The sequence below is a fragment of the Paenibacillus cineris genome (assembly GCF_018333335.1).
GTDB classification, from domain to species: Bacteria; Bacillota; Bacilli; order Paenibacillales; family Paenibacillaceae; genus Paenibacillus_AQ; species Paenibacillus_AQ favisporus.
On the sequence record NZ_BORU01000001.1, the window covers coordinates 1,741,611 to 1,758,407 of the forward strand.

The 16,797-nt window shown below is 54.8% G+C and carries 15 protein-coding genes; 11 read left to right on the forward strand and 4 right to left on the reverse strand.

Annotation, left to right across the window (positions count from 1 at the left end; all coding sequences use genetic code 11):
- Window positions 1–46: 46 nt before the first annotated feature.
- The 8 genes from KI379_RS08480 to KI379_RS08515 all read left to right on the forward strand — a co-directional run bounded on the left by KI379_RS08480 (window position 47) and on the right by KI379_RS08515 (window position 10,362).
- Window positions 47–1,105: an ABC transporter substrate-binding protein gene (locus KI379_RS08480; RefSeq protein WP_076167750.1), complete on the forward strand. Its 1,059-nt coding sequence runs from the start codon at window positions 47–49 to the stop codon at window positions 1,103–1,105.
- Between the two features lie 63 nt (window positions 1,106–1,168).
- Window positions 1,169–2,092 carry an ABC transporter permease gene (locus tag KI379_RS08485; RefSeq protein WP_076167748.1) on the forward strand — a complete coding sequence of 308 codons (924 nt, stop codon included), beginning with the start codon at window positions 1,169–1,171 and terminating at the stop codon, window positions 2,090–2,092.
- Window positions 2,092–2,886: an ABC transporter ATP-binding protein gene (locus KI379_RS08490; RefSeq protein ID WP_076167745.1), complete on the forward strand. Its 795-nt coding sequence runs from the start codon at window positions 2,092–2,094 to the stop codon at window positions 2,884–2,886. Before KI379_RS08485 ends, KI379_RS08490 begins: the two co-directional genes overlap by 1 nt.
- A 363-nt stretch (window positions 2,887–3,249) precedes the next feature.
- Window positions 3,250–6,030 (forward strand): CHASE3 domain-containing protein, encoded by a 2,781-nt coding sequence (locus tag KI379_RS08495; protein ID WP_212983285.1) that lies wholly within the window; start codon window positions 3,250–3,252, stop codon window positions 6,028–6,030.
- A 134-nt stretch (window positions 6,031–6,164) separates the two neighbouring features.
- A complete protein-coding gene (locus tag KI379_RS08500) occupies window positions 6,165–7,238 on the forward strand; it encodes a LacI family DNA-binding transcriptional regulator (RefSeq protein WP_089546633.1) in 1,074 nt (357 codons plus the stop codon).
- A 49-nt stretch (window positions 7,239–7,287) separates the two neighbouring features.
- Window positions 7,288–8,451 carry a Gfo/Idh/MocA family protein gene (locus tag KI379_RS08505; protein WP_076169501.1) on the forward strand — a complete coding sequence of 388 codons (1,164 nt, stop codon included), beginning with the start codon at window positions 7,288–7,290 and terminating at the stop codon, window positions 8,449–8,451.
- A gap of 67 nt (window positions 8,452–8,518) precedes the next feature.
- On the forward strand, window positions 8,519–9,241 hold the full coding sequence (locus tag KI379_RS08510) for a ThuA domain-containing protein (protein WP_076167741.1): 723 nt from the start codon (window positions 8,519–8,521) through the stop codon (window positions 9,239–9,241).
- A gap of 14 nt (window positions 9,242–9,255) precedes the next feature.
- Window positions 9,256–10,362, forward strand: a complete 1,107-nt coding sequence (locus tag KI379_RS08515) for a Gfo/Idh/MocA family protein (RefSeq protein ID WP_076167738.1) — start codon at window positions 9,256–9,258, stop codon at window positions 10,360–10,362.
- A gap of 83 nt (window positions 10,363–10,445) precedes the next feature.
- On the opposite strand, the gene KI379_RS08520 is transcribed toward KI379_RS08515, so the two are convergent.
- From KI379_RS08520 to KI379_RS08530, 3 genes are all read right to left on the reverse strand, one after another.
- Window positions 10,446–12,599 (reverse strand): YhgE/Pip domain-containing protein, encoded by a 2,154-nt coding sequence (locus tag KI379_RS08520; RefSeq protein WP_212983286.1) that lies wholly within the window; start codon window positions 12,597–12,599, stop codon window positions 10,446–10,448.
- 82 nt (window positions 12,600–12,681) lie between these two features.
- A complete protein-coding gene (locus KI379_RS08525; RefSeq protein ID WP_145134730.1) occupies window positions 12,682–13,209 on the reverse strand; it encodes a YfiT family bacillithiol transferase in 528 nt (175 codons plus the stop codon).
- 120 nt (window positions 13,210–13,329) lie between these two features.
- A complete protein-coding gene (locus tag KI379_RS08530; RefSeq protein WP_089546636.1) occupies window positions 13,330–13,593 on the reverse strand; it encodes a YolD-like family protein in 264 nt (87 codons plus the stop codon).
- Window positions 13,594–13,697: 104 nt separating this feature from the next.
- Between KI379_RS08530 and KI379_RS08535 the strand changes: the two genes are divergently transcribed.
- Window positions 13,698–14,366, forward strand: a complete 669-nt coding sequence (locus tag KI379_RS08535; RefSeq protein ID WP_212983287.1) for an HD domain-containing protein — start codon at window positions 13,698–13,700, stop codon at window positions 14,364–14,366.
- Window positions 14,367–14,373: 7 nt separating this feature from the next.
- Here the strand turns inward: KI379_RS08535 and KI379_RS08540 are convergent, their stop codons facing one another.
- On the reverse strand, window positions 14,374–15,111 hold the full coding sequence (locus tag KI379_RS08540; protein ID WP_089546638.1) for a polysaccharide deacetylase family protein: 738 nt from the start codon (window positions 15,109–15,111) through the stop codon (window positions 14,374–14,376).
- Between the two features lie 172 nt (window positions 15,112–15,283).
- On the opposite strand from KI379_RS08540, the gene KI379_RS08545 reads away from it, so the two are divergent.
- Together KI379_RS08545 and KI379_RS08550 are read left to right on the forward strand one after the other, a co-directional pair.
- Window positions 15,284–16,120, forward strand: coding sequence for a sensor histidine kinase (locus KI379_RS08545; protein ID WP_076169499.1), 837 nt, complete (start codon window positions 15,284–15,286; stop codon window positions 16,118–16,120).
- The gene (locus KI379_RS08550) at window positions 16,117–16,794 is read left to right on the forward strand and encodes a response regulator (RefSeq protein ID WP_076167721.1); all 678 of its coding nucleotides are present in this window, start codon (window positions 16,117–16,119) and stop codon (window positions 16,792–16,794) included. The genes KI379_RS08545 and KI379_RS08550 overlap by 4 nt, the downstream gene beginning before the upstream one ends.
- Window positions 16,795–16,797: the final 3 nt, after the last annotated feature.

The following is a 16,797-nucleotide window of genomic DNA, read 5'->3' on the forward strand; positions in this document are numbered from 1 at the left end:
TCGTATATGAAAGTGCTAAAGAAGAGAATCGGAAGGGGTTATGAACATGAAAAAGAGAAATTTGCTATTATCCGTCGTGATGTCCGCACTCCTCGTAACCATGGCGGCCGGCTGCGGAAACTCGGGCACCAAGTCCAGTGAAGCCGGGTCAGGTAGCGGGACCGGGACCGATGCAGGTAGCACAGACAAAAAGACCTACACCGTAGCCATTTCGCAAATCGTCGAGCATCCTTCCCTGGATGCCACGCGCGAGGGCTTCATCGCCGCATTGAAGGATGCGGGGATTACGGAAGGCGATAACCTGAAGATCGATTTCAACAACGCGCAGGGAGATCCGGCTAACAACCTTTCCATTGCCCAAAAGATCGCCTCCGGTAAAAATGATCTCGTTCTTGGCATTTCTACCGGTTCGGCGCAAGCCCTGGTACAGCAGGTCAAAGATACGCCGGTGCTGTTCGCGGCAGTTACCGACCCGCTGGATGCCAAGATCGTCTCGAATCTGGATCAGCCAGGGGGCAACGTAACCGGAGGCTCGGACACGAATCCGGAAGCGGTTCAACGGCTGATGGACTTCATCGCTGAGAGCTTCCCGAACGTGAAGAACGTCGGGATCGTCATTAACGAAGGCGAGCCTAACGCGATCGTGATGGCCAAGAATGCCGAGGAAACGCTCAAAAAGCACAATATCAAGCTGGTGCGCGCGGCAGTAACGAACACATCGGAAGTGAAGCAGGCTGCCGAGTCCTTGGTGGGACGGGTGGATGCGCTGTTCATTACGCTGGATAACACCGTCGTTGACGGCGTGGATTCCATTATCCAGCTGGCGAACGAGAAGCACATTCCGTTCTTCTCCAGCGACCGGGATACGGTCGAGAAGGGAGCCTTTGCTACGGTCGGTTTTAAATACTATGACCATGGCTACCAGGTAGGCCAGATGGCGGTCGATATTTTGAAGAACGGCAAGAAGCCGGGCGATATGAAAGTGACGATGCAGGAGAAGCTGGACCTGATTCTGAACCTGAAGGCGGCTGAAGCGCAAGGAATCACAGTAACCGACGCCATGAAAGACAAAGTAACGGACAAAGAAAACGATATTATTCAGTAATCGAGCGATGGGGAGTGGCCGGAATCTTCGTCCACTCCCTTCGTCATAAGGGAGGCTGACACCATGCTGGATTCACTACTGGGAGCACTTGAGCTCGGGCTGCTGTACTCGCTGATGGCGCTCGGCGTATATATCACTTATCGCATTCTTGATTTTCCGGATCTGACGGTGGATGGCAGCTTCACCACCGGCGGCGGAATCGCCGCCGTGATGATTACCCACGGCTACAATCCTTGGCTGGCAAGCCTGGCGGCGTTCGGCGGCGGGCTTCTCGCGGGAATTTGTACGGGACTTCTCCATACCAAGGGGAAAATCAATGCACTGTTATCCGGTATTATCATGATGATTGCGCTATATTCGATCAACATGCGGATTATGGGAAAACCGAACACGTCCCTGCTTGGGGAAAGCACCGTTTTTTCATCAGTGAACGCTTTCATTACGATGCCGATCGCGGTGATCCTGATTTTGCTTCTGCTGAATCTGTTCCTGCGGACCGATTTGGGGCTTGCATTACGCGCAACGGGAGATAACGCACGGATGATCCGCAGTTTCGGCGCCAACACGGATACGACGACGGTTCTCGGCGTCAGCCTGGCCAATGGACTGGTCGCCCTCTCCGGCGCACTGGTTGCCCAGCAGTCAGGATTCGCGGATATTTCCATGGGGATCGGCATGATCGTCATCGGGCTGGCTTCCGTCATTATCGGTGAGGCGATATTCGGAGCGACGAATGTGATCCATACGACCATTTCCGTCGTGCTCGGGGCGATCGTGTACCGGATCGTCGTGGCGCTCGCGCTCCGGGTGGAATGGCTCGATACGTCCGACCTGAAGCTCATCACAGCCATCATCGTGATCATCGCTTTGGTGCTTCCAACCGCAAGGCGCGCTCTTCGTCAGAAGCAGCTGGCCAAGCGCCGAACCGAAGAGCTGTCCAGCCAGCTGGGCAGCAGAACAGGCCGGACGGTTGGAGGTGATTTCTGATGCTGGAGCTGAGCAGAGTATCGAAGCTGTTTAATCCGGGCACGCCGGATGAAAAAATTGCGCTGCACGACATTTCGTTGAAGCTGAATCCCGGCGACTTCGTCACGGTGATCGGAAGTAACGGGGCGGGCAAGTCCACGCTCATGAACATCATTTCCGGCGTCATGAAGCCAGACGCAGGGGATGTGCGGATCGAGGGAGCGGTGATCAGCCAGCTTCCGGAATTCCGCCGGAGCCGCTGGATCGGCCGCGTATTCCAGGATCCGATGGCGGGCACCGCTCCCCACATGACGATCGAGGAAAACCTGGCAATGGCTTATACGAGAGGCAAGCAGAGAGGACTGGGGCTGAGCATCAAGTCCGGCCGGCGGGCGATGTTCAAGGAAGAGCTGTCCAAGCTCGGCATCGGCCTGGAAGGGCGGCTGCGGGCGAAGGTCGGTTTGCTGTCCGGAGGAGAGCGTCAGGCGCTCAGCTTGTTGATGGCCACATTCACCAAGCCGCAAATTTTGCTGCTGGATGAGCATACCGCGGCGCTGGACCCTGCAAGGGCGGAGCTGATCACGCGGCTCACCGACCGGATTGTTCGGGAGCTGAACCTGACGACCCTGATGGTCACGCACAATATGGAGCAGGCGATCCGGCTCGGCAACCGTTTGATCATGATGGACAAAGGCAGAATCATTCTGGACATCAACGAACAGCGAAAAAAGACGCTGACCGTCGAAGAGCTGCTGGCTGAATTCGAGCAAATCAGCGGACATAAGCTGTCCGACGACAGGGTTGTCCTGGGATAATATCTTTGAAGAATGAAGGGAGGAGGGCCTTCGCGGTTAAAGCCGCGGAGGCCTCTTTTTTGCTGAAGCAACGTGGAGAATCTATTGAATCCGAGCAGGAGAATCATCGATTAGACGATAATGGACACAGTTGTTATCCATATGTTTTCCATACAAATATACAAAGGACTGCTTTGGCGGATCCACTGAAAACCACCTGCAGCGGGCTTCAGCGATGCGGCCCGTCAACGGTTCATCCTGCCTTGATGATAACTCTAGTTATTGATATTCGTTCCAACAAGTTCTAAAATACTATATTGAATGAACTGGTCACTCTATAGTTATTAGAAGAAAGAGAACACCCGTTGGATGGAGGTTTCGATTTTGTTAGGAAAGATGAGGCTCAGCATTCGGTCCAAGATTATTCTTGGATATATTTTTGTGCTCGTGTGCGTTGTGGTGTTCCTGGGAGTGATTTCGAGCCGGGTTGCTTCGCTGCAGCGGGAAACCGATTTTATCAGCCAGCATGACATCGAGGTCCATGACCTGGCCCACAACATTGAAAAGTCCTTGCTGGACATGGAGACAGGCCAGCGCGGATATATGATCACGGGAGACACGAGCTATCTGGAGCCGTACACGGCGGCCAGCTCGAAATGGGAGAGCGAGTACAACCAGCTGTATCGTTTGCTGGCGGACAACCCTGAGCAGCAGAAAAATCTGGAGGACATCAAGGCCAATATCGACCGATGGATTGAGATCGCAGGCAAGCCGTCCATTGAGATGAAGCGCAGCGGTCAGGATGCTGAAGTTCGGACATTTTTCCAACGTGACCCGGGCAAGCCGGAAATGGACGCCATGCGGGAAAAATTAACGGCGTTTTTGGACACGGAGAAAGGGCTGACGAGCGAGCGGGTGCAGACGCTTGAGGACAATAACCGTAGACTGATCACGATCATCTATCTTCTTTGGATTGTGCTCGCGGCCGTATCCATCTCAGCAGCCGTGCTGATCTCCAGAAATATCGTTACGACGATCAAGGAAGTTACGGGCACAATTCGTGACATCGCCTCAGGCGGCAATTTGAACAAGCGCATCCATACCCGCACGCGCGATGAAATCGCAGAACTCGGCAGTGCAACGAACGACCTGCTTCGGGAAGTGCAGCAGCAGAATGAAATGAAGGAGCAGATTGCCGCCACCGCTACACTGCTTCAGAACGAAGCGGGCCTGGCCAGTCTTAGCCGCGTGTTTGTCAATCGGCTCGCTTCCATTTTCCAGGTGCCTTATATCGTATTGTACGAAGCCAAGGAGGAGGAGCTGGTGCGGCTCGCTTCCTATGCAGGAGAACACGAGGGTAAGGCAGGCAAATCGGTCATCGCCTGGGGTCAGGGACTTGTCGGCCAGTGTGCCGCCGATCAGAGCATGATCACGCTGGACCGGATACCGAACAACTACATACACATCTCCTCGGGATTGGGGAGCGCCGTTCCGACCTATCTTGCTGTTGCTCCGATCGTGTTCGAGGGCAGGACGCTGGCTGTGATCGAAATTGCCGCGCTGGTGACGTTCAGCAAGCATCAATTGGACATGCTGCGGCAGCTCTTGGATACGGTTGGCGTCACGATGCACAGCGTGATCAACCGAGCGCAAATCCAGCGCTTGTATATGGAAGCCCAGACGATGAATGAAGAGCTCCAGGCCCAGTCTGAGGAGATGCAGGTGCAGACGGAAGAACTGCAGGTTCAGTCCGAAGAGCTGCAGATGCAAACCGACGAGCTCCAAAGCTTGAATGATAAACTGGAGTATCAGAAAGCTCAGGCGGAGGAAGCGGCGGCCGAGATGGAAAAATACGCGGAACAGGCGAAGCTCAGTTCCAATTATAAATCCGAGTTTTTGGCCAACATGTCGCACGAGTTGCGCACTCCGCTGAACAGCATGCTTATTCTGTCCCAGATTTTGTCGGAGAACAAGAACGGAACGCTGCTGGAGGAAGAGGTCAATTACGCCAACGTCATCCATTCCTCCGGTACGGATCTGTTGCGGCTGATCAACGATATTTTGGATTTATCCAAGGTAGAATCGGGACAGATCCAGCTGGATATCAGCTCGATCAACGCGGGTGAGCTGCCGGAGATCATGTACCGCTACTTTGCCAAAACGGCCGAGGCCAAGTCGCTGGACTTCAAAGTCGAAATCGCGCCGAACGTAGGCGAGGTCTTTTTCAGCGACGAGTTAAGACTCCATCAAATATTGCGGAACCTGTTGTCCAATGCGTTCAAATTTACCGAACGCGGGGAAGTGTCTTTAAGCATATACAAGCTCGACTCGGTTTCGACCCCGCAGTTTTACATGCCTTATGAGACATTGGCCTTCGCGGTTCGCGATACCGGAATCGGAATTACCGACGAGCAGCAGCAGGTGATCTTCGAGGCCTTTAAACAGGCGGATGGAGCAACGGCGCGGAAATATGGCGGCACAGGACTCGGACTGTCCATCTCGCTTCAATTCGCCAAACTGCTGGGAGGAGAGCTGGTCGTGGAGAGCGAACCCGGCAAAGGAAGCACGTTCACCCTTTACCTCCCTTACCAGACCGAGTATGTCGATGAGTCGCCGATGCTTGTGATGCAAGCCGAGGCAGCGGCAGCAGCAGCCATCTCCGGTCCGTCAAGTACGGCTTCGGCGCAGGCTGCGCGTCCTGTGGGAAGTCGGATTTATGCGGAAGAGCCTGCCGCCGATCTGCCGGCCGCAGAGGATATGTTCCTGGAAGACTCGGCCTTGTTCGATGGGAAGAAAATCCTCGTTGTTGATGACGACATTCGAAACGTATATGCGCTGGCCAATGCCTTGGAGAGATATAATATGCAGGTGCTCACCGCACAGAACGGATACGAGTGCCTGGACTTGCTTCAGGCCGAACCGGATATCGATATGATTCTGATGGACATTATGATGCCGGAAATGGACGGTTACCAGACGATGCGGAATATCCGCCAGACGCTGGAGATGACCGATCTGCCGATCCTTGCGTTGACCGCCAAGGCGATGAAAGAGGATCGGGATAAGTGCTTGGCGGCCGGCGCGTCCGACTATTTGAGCAAACCGCTGAACATCAATGAAGTGATTGCCAGAATTAAAGTTTGGCTGACGAGATCGGAAATTTAATATAGTAATCGATTCAATAAAAAGCGACCCAGCGGGAAGTCTCCGGTTCGGTCGCTTTTTATTTGGTTAAACCGCCGAAATCGGAGCGTTTTTTTGAAAAACTTGCCTTGACAATAGGATGGTTAGGTGAGAAAATGTACGCGCGTACATCATTCGGAAAAGGGGGAGTTGCCATCGCATCCCGCAAAGAGGTGGCCGAACTAGCCGGGGTATCGGAAGCGACGGTGTCGCGGGTGCTCAACGGAGTCGGCCCCATGAAAGAAGAAACGAGACAACGCGTCATGGAAGCTGCCAAGAAGCTGAATTACGTTCCCAGTGCACTGGCCCGTAATTTTGCGACCAGCCGCAGCGGCAACATTGGTGTCGTTCTTCCATATGTGCCGAAGGTGCATATGTTTTCGAGCTTTTTCTTCTCGGAAATTTTAAGCGGAATCGGCAGCAAAGCGAGGGAGCTGGGTCATGATATCCTGCTGCTGTTTCAGACGCCCGGCGAGTCCATGGATTATGTCCGCTGGTTTCATGCGCATAAAATCGATACATGCATCATCCTGGGGGCGAAGGATGATCCGGAAGAACTGCTGGCCCTTCGCCGTCTCGCAGAGGAAGGACTGCCTTTCTGCCTGATCAATCAGCACTTTGAAGGCGAGCCCTTCAGTGAGGTCGATGCAGACCATGTACAGGGCAGCTATATGGCGGTCCGCCATCTGATCGAACAGGGATATCGCCGGATCGCGTTCATGAATGGGCCGCTGACCTACTCCAACAGCCGGGATCGCCTTCAAGGCTGCGAGAAAGCGCTGGCCGAGGCGGGTTTGGTGCTGGAGGAGGAACGGATCTTCCGCGGAAACTTCAGCCGCAGCAGCGGCATCACCGCTGCTTCCGAATTAATGAAGGTCATCGATCAGGTGGATGCCGTCTTTGCCGCAAACGACCGGATGGCCATCGGCTTGATGCAGGGTCTCCGGGATCTTGGGCTGTCTGAAGAGCGTTTTCCGGCCATGTTCGGCTACGACAATTCGGATGCTTCACAGGTAACGACGCCTGAACTGAGCAGCGTAAAGGTTCCTTTTTATGAAATGGGGGAAATTGCGGTCGCTGAAGTGCTGAAGCGGCTGGAGCAGGGAGCATCGGCTTCGGGTGAACCCTTTCGGATCATGCTTCCGACGGAGCTGGTCATCCGGGCATCGTCCCAGAATCTGCGGCTCTAATGAGCCAGAAAGTCCAATATACCAAAGAGATGGAGGAATTCGGATGGAAATGAAAGCGCTGCGAATTGGCATGGTAGGCTACAAATTTATGGGGAAGGCCCACAGCAATGCGTACCGGGCGCTGCCCATGTTTTTCCCGGAGGCGCCGATTCAGCCGCAGATGGCGGCGATTTGCGGCCGTGATGCCGATGCGGTTCAGCAGGCGGCCGGGCAGTACGGCTGGGCCGAAACGGAGACGGATTGGCGAAACCTGGTGGCGCGGGATGACATCGACCTGATCGACATCAACGCGCCGAGTGATGCGCATAAGGACATCGCGCTGGCTGCCGCCAAGGCAGGGAAGCATATTTTCTGCGAGAAGCCGCTGGCCCTGACGCTTGCCGACTCCCGTGAAATGCTGAAGGCTGCAGAGGAGGCGGGAGTGAAGCACATGGTCGGCTTTAACTACCGGTTCTCGCCTGCGGTCCGGCTGGCCAAAAATCTGATCGAAAGCGGCCGGCTGGGACAAATCTATCATTTCCGCGCCTGGTTTCTGCAGGACTGGATTCTGGACCCTGCCTTCCCGTTAGTATGGCGGCTGCAGAAAGATATCGCGGGTTCGGGCTCTCACGGCGATCTTGGGGCCCATCTGATCGATTTGGCCCACTACCTCGTCGGCGATATCCAGGAAGTCATCGGCATGAGCGAAACGTTTATCAAGGAGAGACCGCTCGCAGAAAATATGACCGGACTCAGCGCCAAAGGCAGTCTGGGCGGACCGATGGGCAAAGTGACCGTCGATGATGCAACCCTGTTTATGGCCCGGTTCACAGGAGGCGCGCTCGGTAGCTTTGAGGCGACCCGGTTTGCGGCAGGACACCGCAGCACGAACTCGTTCGAGATCAACGGCAGCAAAGGCAGTGTCAAGTTTGATTTTGAGCGGATGAACGAGCTGGAAGTGTACTTTACCGACGACCAGGAGGATGTGCAGGGCTTCCGCCGGGTGCTTGCGACCGACGCCGCTCACGCGTATTCGCATGCTTGGTGGCCTGCCGGACACACCATCGGCTTCGAGCACACGTTTACACATGAAATGCTGGAGCTGATGGAAGCGATTCACGAGGACAGACAGCCTTCCCCGAACTTCCACGACGGTGTGAAATGTCAGGCGGTGCTTGAGGCGGTGGAGCGTTCCGTCGAGGAGCGGCGCTGGGTGGAAATTTCGGAAATGTAAGCCAATCAGGCGAAGGTATTGAGTAACGAGTAGCGAGCATATCAAGCATAGACAAGGAGCGAGCCGCATGAAAAAAGCACTGATCGTATGGGGCGGATGGGATGGCCATGAGCCCAAGCAGGTGGCAGAGATTTTCAAAAACGTGCTGGAAGCCGAGCAGTTTGAAGTAGAAGTATCGGATACGCTGGAAGCGTTTGCCGACAAGGAGAAGCTCCTCGGTCTTGATCTGATCGTCCCTTGCTGGACGATGGGAGAAATCCGGAATGAGCTGGTGAGCAACGTGTCGGAAGCCGTGCAGAGCGGTGTGGGCCTTGCCGGCTGCCACGGCGGCATGTGCGACTCCTTCCGGACGCAGGTCGATTGGCAGTTCATGACTGGCGGACAGTGGGTCGCCCATCCGGGGAATGACGGGGTTCGATACATGGTTAACGTGACAGACGAAGAGGAAGGCTCCCTGCTGCAGGGGATCGCGGACTTCGAGGTCGCGAGCGAGCAGTATTACCTGCATGTGGATCCGGCGGTGGAAGTTCACGCCACAACCCGTTTCCCGGTCGTTCATGGCCCGCATTCGGCCAACAAACCGGTTGACATGCCGGTAGTCTGGACGAAGTACTGGGGCGGTGGACGCGTCTTCTACAATTCGCTCGGACACCATGCGGATATCGTCGACATGCCGCAGGTGAAGGAAATGATGAGACGCGGCTTCGTATGGGCCGCCGAAGGCAAAGAAGCCGGCTCCGACTGGAAGCCGGAGACAGCATATAACGGCATGGCAGACAGCCAATATTAAGGGGAGGGTTACTCTTGGAGCAGATCAAAGTAGGCATTATCGGCTGCGGGAAAATCAGCAGCATTTATATGGAAAACTGCAAAAAATTTGATGTGCTGGATTTGGTAGCTTGCGCTGACATCGATAAGGAGCGTGCCGCAGAAAAAGCAGCCGAATTCGGCATACCCAGAGTGTATTCCCCCGAAGAGCTGCTCGCGGATCCCGAAATTCAAATCGTGATCAACCTGACGATCCCTGCTGCGCACGCGTCGGTCTGCCTGCAGGCTCTAGAGGCTGGCAAGCATGTATACGTCGAAAAGCCGCTGGCCGTCACCCGTGAAGATGGGCAGAAGGTGCTCCAGCTCGCCAAGGAAAAAGGCCTGCGCGTGGGCTGCGCGCCCGAAACGTTCTACGGCGCCGGAATTCAGACCTGCCTCAAAGTGATCCAGGATGGGCTGATCGGCCGACCGGTCGCTGCCACGGCATTTATGCTCGGCGGAGGTCACGAGACCTGGCATCCGGATCCCGAATTTTATTATCAGGCCGGCGGAGGACCGATGTTCGACATGGGGCCGTACTACCTGACCGCACTCGTGCAGCTGCTCGGTCCGATCAAGACCATCACGGGTATGACCGGCAAGGCGCTGGAAGAAAGAACGATCACCAGTTCCAAAAAATACGGTCAAAAAATACCGGTGGAAATCCCTACCCACGTCGCTGGGCTGATCCAGTTCGCCGAAGGTGCGATTGGAACGATCATCACCAGCTTTGACGTATTCGGCGGCAGCAATCTGCCGAACATCGAAATTTACGGTACGAAAGGAACGCTGCGTGTACCTGATCCGAACAACTTCGGCGGCAAGGTGCAGTACCGGATTGCCGGCGAAGCCGAGTGGAAGGAACAGCCCCTGCTGTTCGGCTACGCGGAGAATACCCGCGGTATCGCCGCAGCCGACATGGCGTACGCGCTGCAGAGCGGTCGTCCTCACCGGGCTTCCGGTGAGCTGGCGTACCATGTGCTGGAAGCGATGTGGGCGTTCCATGATGCTTCGGATGAGAAAAAGCATTACGAGATGCAAAGCACCTGCACGCCTCCTGCACCGATGCCTACCGGCCTTGCACCTTATACATTGGATCAATAATGAAATAGGCATGAATCATAAAGCCTCCCGTCAGCAGCTTGACTGCTGGGGAGGCTTGTTTGGTTTATACCTTTATACCGTGATCAATGAATCAGTTTGCTTTCCTTCGCTTTCTTGACGAGGCCAGCGGCAAGCTGGTTGATGATCCCTTTCAGCGCAAGACCAATCACGAGCGTGATCACGACATACACGCACATGATGAGCAGATCGCTGCGAACGACGCTCCAGATCATGCCCCCCACCGCTTCGCGCATCATGCTGATGCCGTAGGTGAACGGAAGGAACGGATGGATCGCCCGGAAGAACGGCGGTGTCGTCTGAATAGGAAAGGTTCCGCCTGATCCAGCAAGCTGCAGCACCAGCAGAACGATGGCAAGCGCCTTGCCGACATTGCCGAACACGGAAACGAGGGTGTAGACGATCAGCATAAAGACAGCGCTGTTGACCAATCCGAATAAGATGAACCAGCCTTTGTCCACCACATAGGTTCCCAAGAGGAAGATATCGCCTGCCGTGACGAGGACCGATTGCAGCAGCGCCAGCGTCAGGAAGGTCAGAAACCGCCCGAAATAAATCTGGATGCTGTTATAATCCGTTCCGGCTGCAGGCGAATGCACTTCCGTCGTCACCAGGGATACGAGCAGCGTCGCTCCGACCCAGAGGGCCAGCGTTGAGAAGAAGGGCGACATGGCGGATCCGTAATTCGGTATCGGAAACAGCTGATTCTCCTTCAGTACGACAGGCTCGGCGAAGAACTGTCCTTCCTGCTGGAAGTTGTTTTTCAGCAGGTCGATGACTTCCTGCAGGTTGCCCTCCGATTCGAATTTGCGCATCCGGTCCGCCAGTTCCTTGACTTTGGCTTCCACGCCCGGAAGCTCCTTCTGGATGACGGAAATGCCCTGCGTGCCGATCGCCAATCCCTTGGAAGCGTCGGACAGCACCTTCTTGACGTCGGGCAGGCTCTGAACCGCAGAATCCATCACCTTCTTCGCTTCGGCGGCGGACTTGACCGCCTTCTGCAGCCCGCTTGCGATCGCCGGCTGAATTTCGCTGTCATACCGCCCGAGGATGTCCCCTAATAGATCGGATACGTCGCCGGAGATTGTGTTCAGCTTATTCACCAGATCCATGGCCGGTTTCTCGCCTTTCTTTACCCCGCTGCGGATTTGATTGACAAGCGTCAGCTGAGACTGCATTTTGTCCCGGACCTGCTTCAGCTTGGAGCTGACGAAATCCAGTCGGCCGCCTGCGGTCTGGTTCAGCCGGTCGAACCAGCTGATCAGCGCTTCCTGCACTTCCAGACCGGTAGTTAACCTGGAGGATATCCGGTCCAGCGCATCAAGCGCAGTCTTCGGATCGACGTCGGGATCCTTCAGGAGCGCGGTCAGCTGCTCCGTAGCCATGGAAGTCTGCTGCAGAAGCAGCAGATCCTGCTTTACGTTCGGCGCGATATCCTTGGCAGCCGTGGAAGCCTTGCCCATAAAATCGTCCAGACCAGCCGCCAACTGCTGCCCGTTCTTGGCCAGGTCGGTCACTATGGGCAGCGCCCCTTGAGCTTTGGATACCAGCTCGTTGGTCGTATGGATGTCCTGCGCCGCCGTGTTTACGGCTTGGTTGATTTCCGGGAAATTTTTCTCCAGCTCAAACACCAGCGAGCGGACCTTCTCAATGGTCGGCAGCTGATTTTGCAGCTCGATACCAAGCTCGTTGAAAATTTTAAAAATCGTGCCGTTGGCGGTTTTGACGAAATTTTTGCTGACTTCCTGGATGATGCCGCTGGCTCCGGAAGATGTAATCTTCGGGGATACCGCATTGATCTTTTCGTTCACATAATACAAAATTTCGGCGTGGGTCGGGTTGTCCGACAGCACCGTGGCAATCGAGGCCGAAAAATTGTCCGGGATGATGATGCTCGCATAGTAATCCCCGTGCCGGACGCCTCTCATGGCGTCCGCCTCGGAGACGAACCTCCAGCCCAGCTTATGATTGTCCTTCAGCGAGGCGACGACCTCCTTGCCGAGATTCAGCGACTGTCCCTTCATCGTCGTCCCTTTGTCGTTGTTCGCGACGGCAATCGCAATATCACCGGTATTGCCGTAGGGATCCCAGGATGCCTTGATGTTGAACCAGGCGTACAGGGAAGGAAGCATAACAAGACCGGCGATGATGACGAGCGCGGCCCAGTTCGTGACAATGTTTTTCACATCTCTGCCGTAGATGGACAAGATTTTACTCATGAGAACACCTGCCTCAATCATACCATTTTGGTTAGTATTTCATTTGAGGAAGGGCGTCATACCGAAGAACCTGAATCCCGCCTTACCAGCCCATCCGTTCTTTGAGGGTCGTGATGTGCGCAAGATGGTGGTTGCCATGCCAAGCATACGTGCATAGATGCTCGTTCAAATTGGTTTCTCCGTTCGCCGGATGGTTGTATGTTCTGAGCCACTGGTCGCTGTTCAAGCTTTCCAGAACAAGCACAAACCGTTCATGCAGCGCCTCCAGCAGATTCAGGGATATCTCCGGATCAGGCAGCGCGGAATCCGCAAGTTCAGCCCATAATTGCTCCTCATAAGGTTTTATCACCGGATTATCCTCGGTTAAAGCAAGTTTAAGCCGAATCAGGCTGTTCATGTGGCTGTCTCCGACATGGTGCACGACTTGACGGACGGTCCAGCCGCCTGGCCGATAAGGCGTGTCCAGCTGTTCTTTGGACCATCCGCTGACGGCTTGCCGCAGTTTCGAAGGCAGGCTGCGGATTTCGCCGATTAATGCTGTACGCTCATCTCCACTCAGTTCTTTTTTCGTTACGCAAAGTCCGATAGGATATTTCAAATCATCGGTCATAGCTAACTCCTCCGTTTGCTCAGTAATATGTGTACGGGAAACCATTGCATTCCAATATGATATAAACGGTTTCCCTTGTAACCTTTTCGCTAAGGGTTCCTTACGTTCCTTCAAGCCGGCTTATGTATGCGCGGAAATGATCTCGCTGAATTTGATCCACAGCCATTCGTCTTCAGCTCTAAACTTGATCTCTTCCAGATAGGTGTTAATCACGGTGACGAAGCCCCGGATTTCTTGTTCGGGTCCGGCACCGGCAAGGTGCAGGGTTACTTTCAGGTGACGGCGGAGGGATTCCTCCAGCAAGCGGCTGGTCTGTGTCCAAGCAGCCTCTTTCATGGTAGAATTGAAACTCGCCGACGGTTCACAGGTTCGGTTGATCATCATTTCACCTCATTTATTAAAAGAGCTATGCATTGTATTATAGGCGAATATATGTTCGGATTCAACCGCGATTGTTCAGAAAAATAAAGCTGTTTGGAGGAAAGCATATGGAAACCGACCAAATGATTATGGAAGCAAGGGAATACGTGAAGGATCGTTTAAAGTCTGAGCCGTCCGGCCACGATTGGTGGCATATTTACCGGGTGGCGGAGTGGTCGAAGAGGCTGGCGGAGCAGGAAGGTGCCGACCCGGTCGTCTGCGAGCTGGCGGCCCTTTTTCATGACCTGGCCGACGAGAAAATCGTAGCTTCGAAAGAGGAGGGCATGGCAGCTATTTCCTCTTGGCTCACGGAACATGGGGCGGATGCAGCGCTCGTGGATCATGTGCTGGAGATTATCGGGACCATGTCTTATGGCGGCGGAGGCGGCAGGCCCATGTCGACTTTGGAGGGGCGGGTCGTGCAGGACGCAGATCGTCTGGACGCCATCGGAGCGATCGGTATTGCCCGCACGTTTGCCTTTGGCGGATCAAGGGGAAGACTCATGTATGACCCCGCCGAGCCGCCGCGGAACAGTATGACCCAGGAGGAGTACCGCAGCCGGCAGGGGACGACGGTGAACCATTTTTACGAGAAGCTGCTGAAGCTGAAAGATCTGATGAATACGCCGGCGGCCCAGCGGGAGGCTGCTGCCCGCCACGCATTTATGGAGCAGTTTCTTGCGCAATTCCAACGTGAATGGCCTGGGGAGGAAGCGCCAAAAAAGGGGCGCGTTTAAACGCCCCTCAAGGAATGTTGTACTCTACCAGCTCCGATACGGTAACAAAGCGATATCCGCGCTTCTGCAGTTCAGGCAGGATTTGTTTTAACGCGTCGACCGTTTGGGACTTGCCCTCCACGTGGTCGTGCATCAGGACGATGTCGCCGTTGCGCGCGTTGTTCAGCACCTTGTTCACGATCTTGGCGACGCCCGGCCGGTTCCAGTCCCAGGTGTCCTGATGCCAGGACCACATGACGACGAGATAACCCTCCTTCTTGCAAATTTGGATCATACGGTCGTTATAATATCCTCCGGGAGGGCGAAACAGGTAGGTTTTTTTACCGGTAACCTGGTATATGGCTTCCTGGGTTTCCCGCAGCTCCCGCACGATGACCTCCGGTGAGCTTCGGCGGTTAAAATACATATGGTCGAAGGTGTGGTTGGCAAGCTCATGGCCTTCGGCCACCTGCCGCTTGGCCAGCTCCGGGTGCTCCTGAACCTGTTTGCCGACGACAAAAAACGTTGCCTTTGCGTGATACTGCTTCAGCAGGTCGAGAATCTGCGGCGTATCCTCAGGATCCGGCCCGTCATCGAAGGTCAGTGCTATAATCTTTTCCCGGTTCGGAATCTCCCAGATGACGTCTCCCCTTTGTTCATAGTACTCTCTGCCTTGGTTTACGGGAGAAGCCCCCGCTGCCGGAGCAGCCGTCACCGAAATCGTCAAAAGCAGCATGGATAGCGTTGCATAAAGCCTTGTGCGCATAAGGTCCTCCCGGTTGTTCGTTGTCGATGCTTCCATCCAGACGTCCAAACAAAGACAAGTTCGCTTCGTAGTATGTGACACGAACCGTTCTAACATACGCCGGGCAGGCCGTGATACAATAGAGACAAGTCTGAATATGCCGGGAGTGCCCGGGGAAGGTGCGGATCAAGGCATGTCCTATAAACAAATCAAGTGGATGATATTGATTATTCCTACACTGGCCGTAGGGATATGGGAATATGCGAGGCATGCGTTTCTAATGCCTTATATATCGATGAAGGTGGGTAATTTTCTTACGCCGGTGTTTCTGTTCTTTATCAGCATGACCCTGCTCAGCATGCTGTTCCGGAGGCTGGAACAGGTGCAGGAGGAGCTGAACCGGGAGCGGGCGGAAAAAGCAGCCCTGGAAGAACGGGATCTGCTTGCCAGGGAACTGCATGACGGCATCGCGCAGTCCCTGTTTCTGCTGTCGGTCAAGATGGACCGGGCGGAGTCGCGCGGCCGGGGAGCCCGGGAATCGGCGGACTTCCAGGAGCTGCGCAAATCGGTTCATGAGGTGAACCGGTACGTGAGGCAGGCGATCGCCAATCTTCGCTATCCGGAATCGCCGGAGGAGCGGGAGTATCAGGCTTCGATGCGTTCAAGGATCGAACATACAGCCAAGGAAACGCTGATCCAGCCCTGGATCGAATGGTCCATTCCAGATGCGGCCTTGAGCGCCAAGGAAAAAGTAGAGCTTCTGGCCTGCATCCGGGAAGCGCTGCTGAACATTCACAAGCATGCCCATGCCACCAAGGTGACGATCAAAGGCACGCTGGACGGCCGGGGCTGGACGGTTTTCGTCGATGACAACGGGAGGGGAATTCATACGGATCCATTTCATTTGAAGGACCGGTACGGCCTTCGGATCATGAAGGAGCGCGCCGAGGAGCTTGGCTGGAAAATGCTGATCCTGCCGATGCAGCGGGGCAGCCGGGTGGAGATCAGAAAGGAGGCCCATAACCATTGAATACGTTCAGAGTGCTGGTTGCCGATGACTCCGCTCATGCGCGCGAAGCGGTGACCGATATCCTCTCGGCTGACCCGGCGTTTGAAGTGATCGGCATGGCCCATAGCGGCGAGGAAGCCGTAAGTATGACCGAGTTATTGATGCCCGACCTGATCCTGATGGACATCCAAATGCAGGGCATTGGCGGGTTGGAGGCGACAAGGCAGATCAAGCTGCAGTATCCTTACGTCAAAATCGTTATGATCACGGTATCGGACGATGTGACGCATTTGTTCGAGGCGTTAAAGCAGGGAGCGCAGGGCTATCTGCTCAAAAATTTATCCCCGTCGACATGGCTTGAGTATTTACGGGGGATCATGAGCGACGAAGCGCCGCTCAGCCGGGAACTTGCCACGCAAATTTTAAGGGAATTTCCGCTTGCCCCCAAGAGTCCGGAGCATCATGAGACGTTGACCGCGCGGGAGCGCGAAATTTTAAATTGGGTGGCTTCGGGGCTTACTAACAAGGAAATTGCCGCCGAGCTCAAAATTTCTGACCAAACGGTTAAAAACCACCTGAAAAACATATTGCAGAAGCTTCATTTGGAGAACCGGGTCCAGCTGACGCGTTATGCCTTGGAGAAAGGATTAGTAAGCCGGCGGCAGGGGTTATTCCAGAAATTGAAAAAAGAGTAGTTG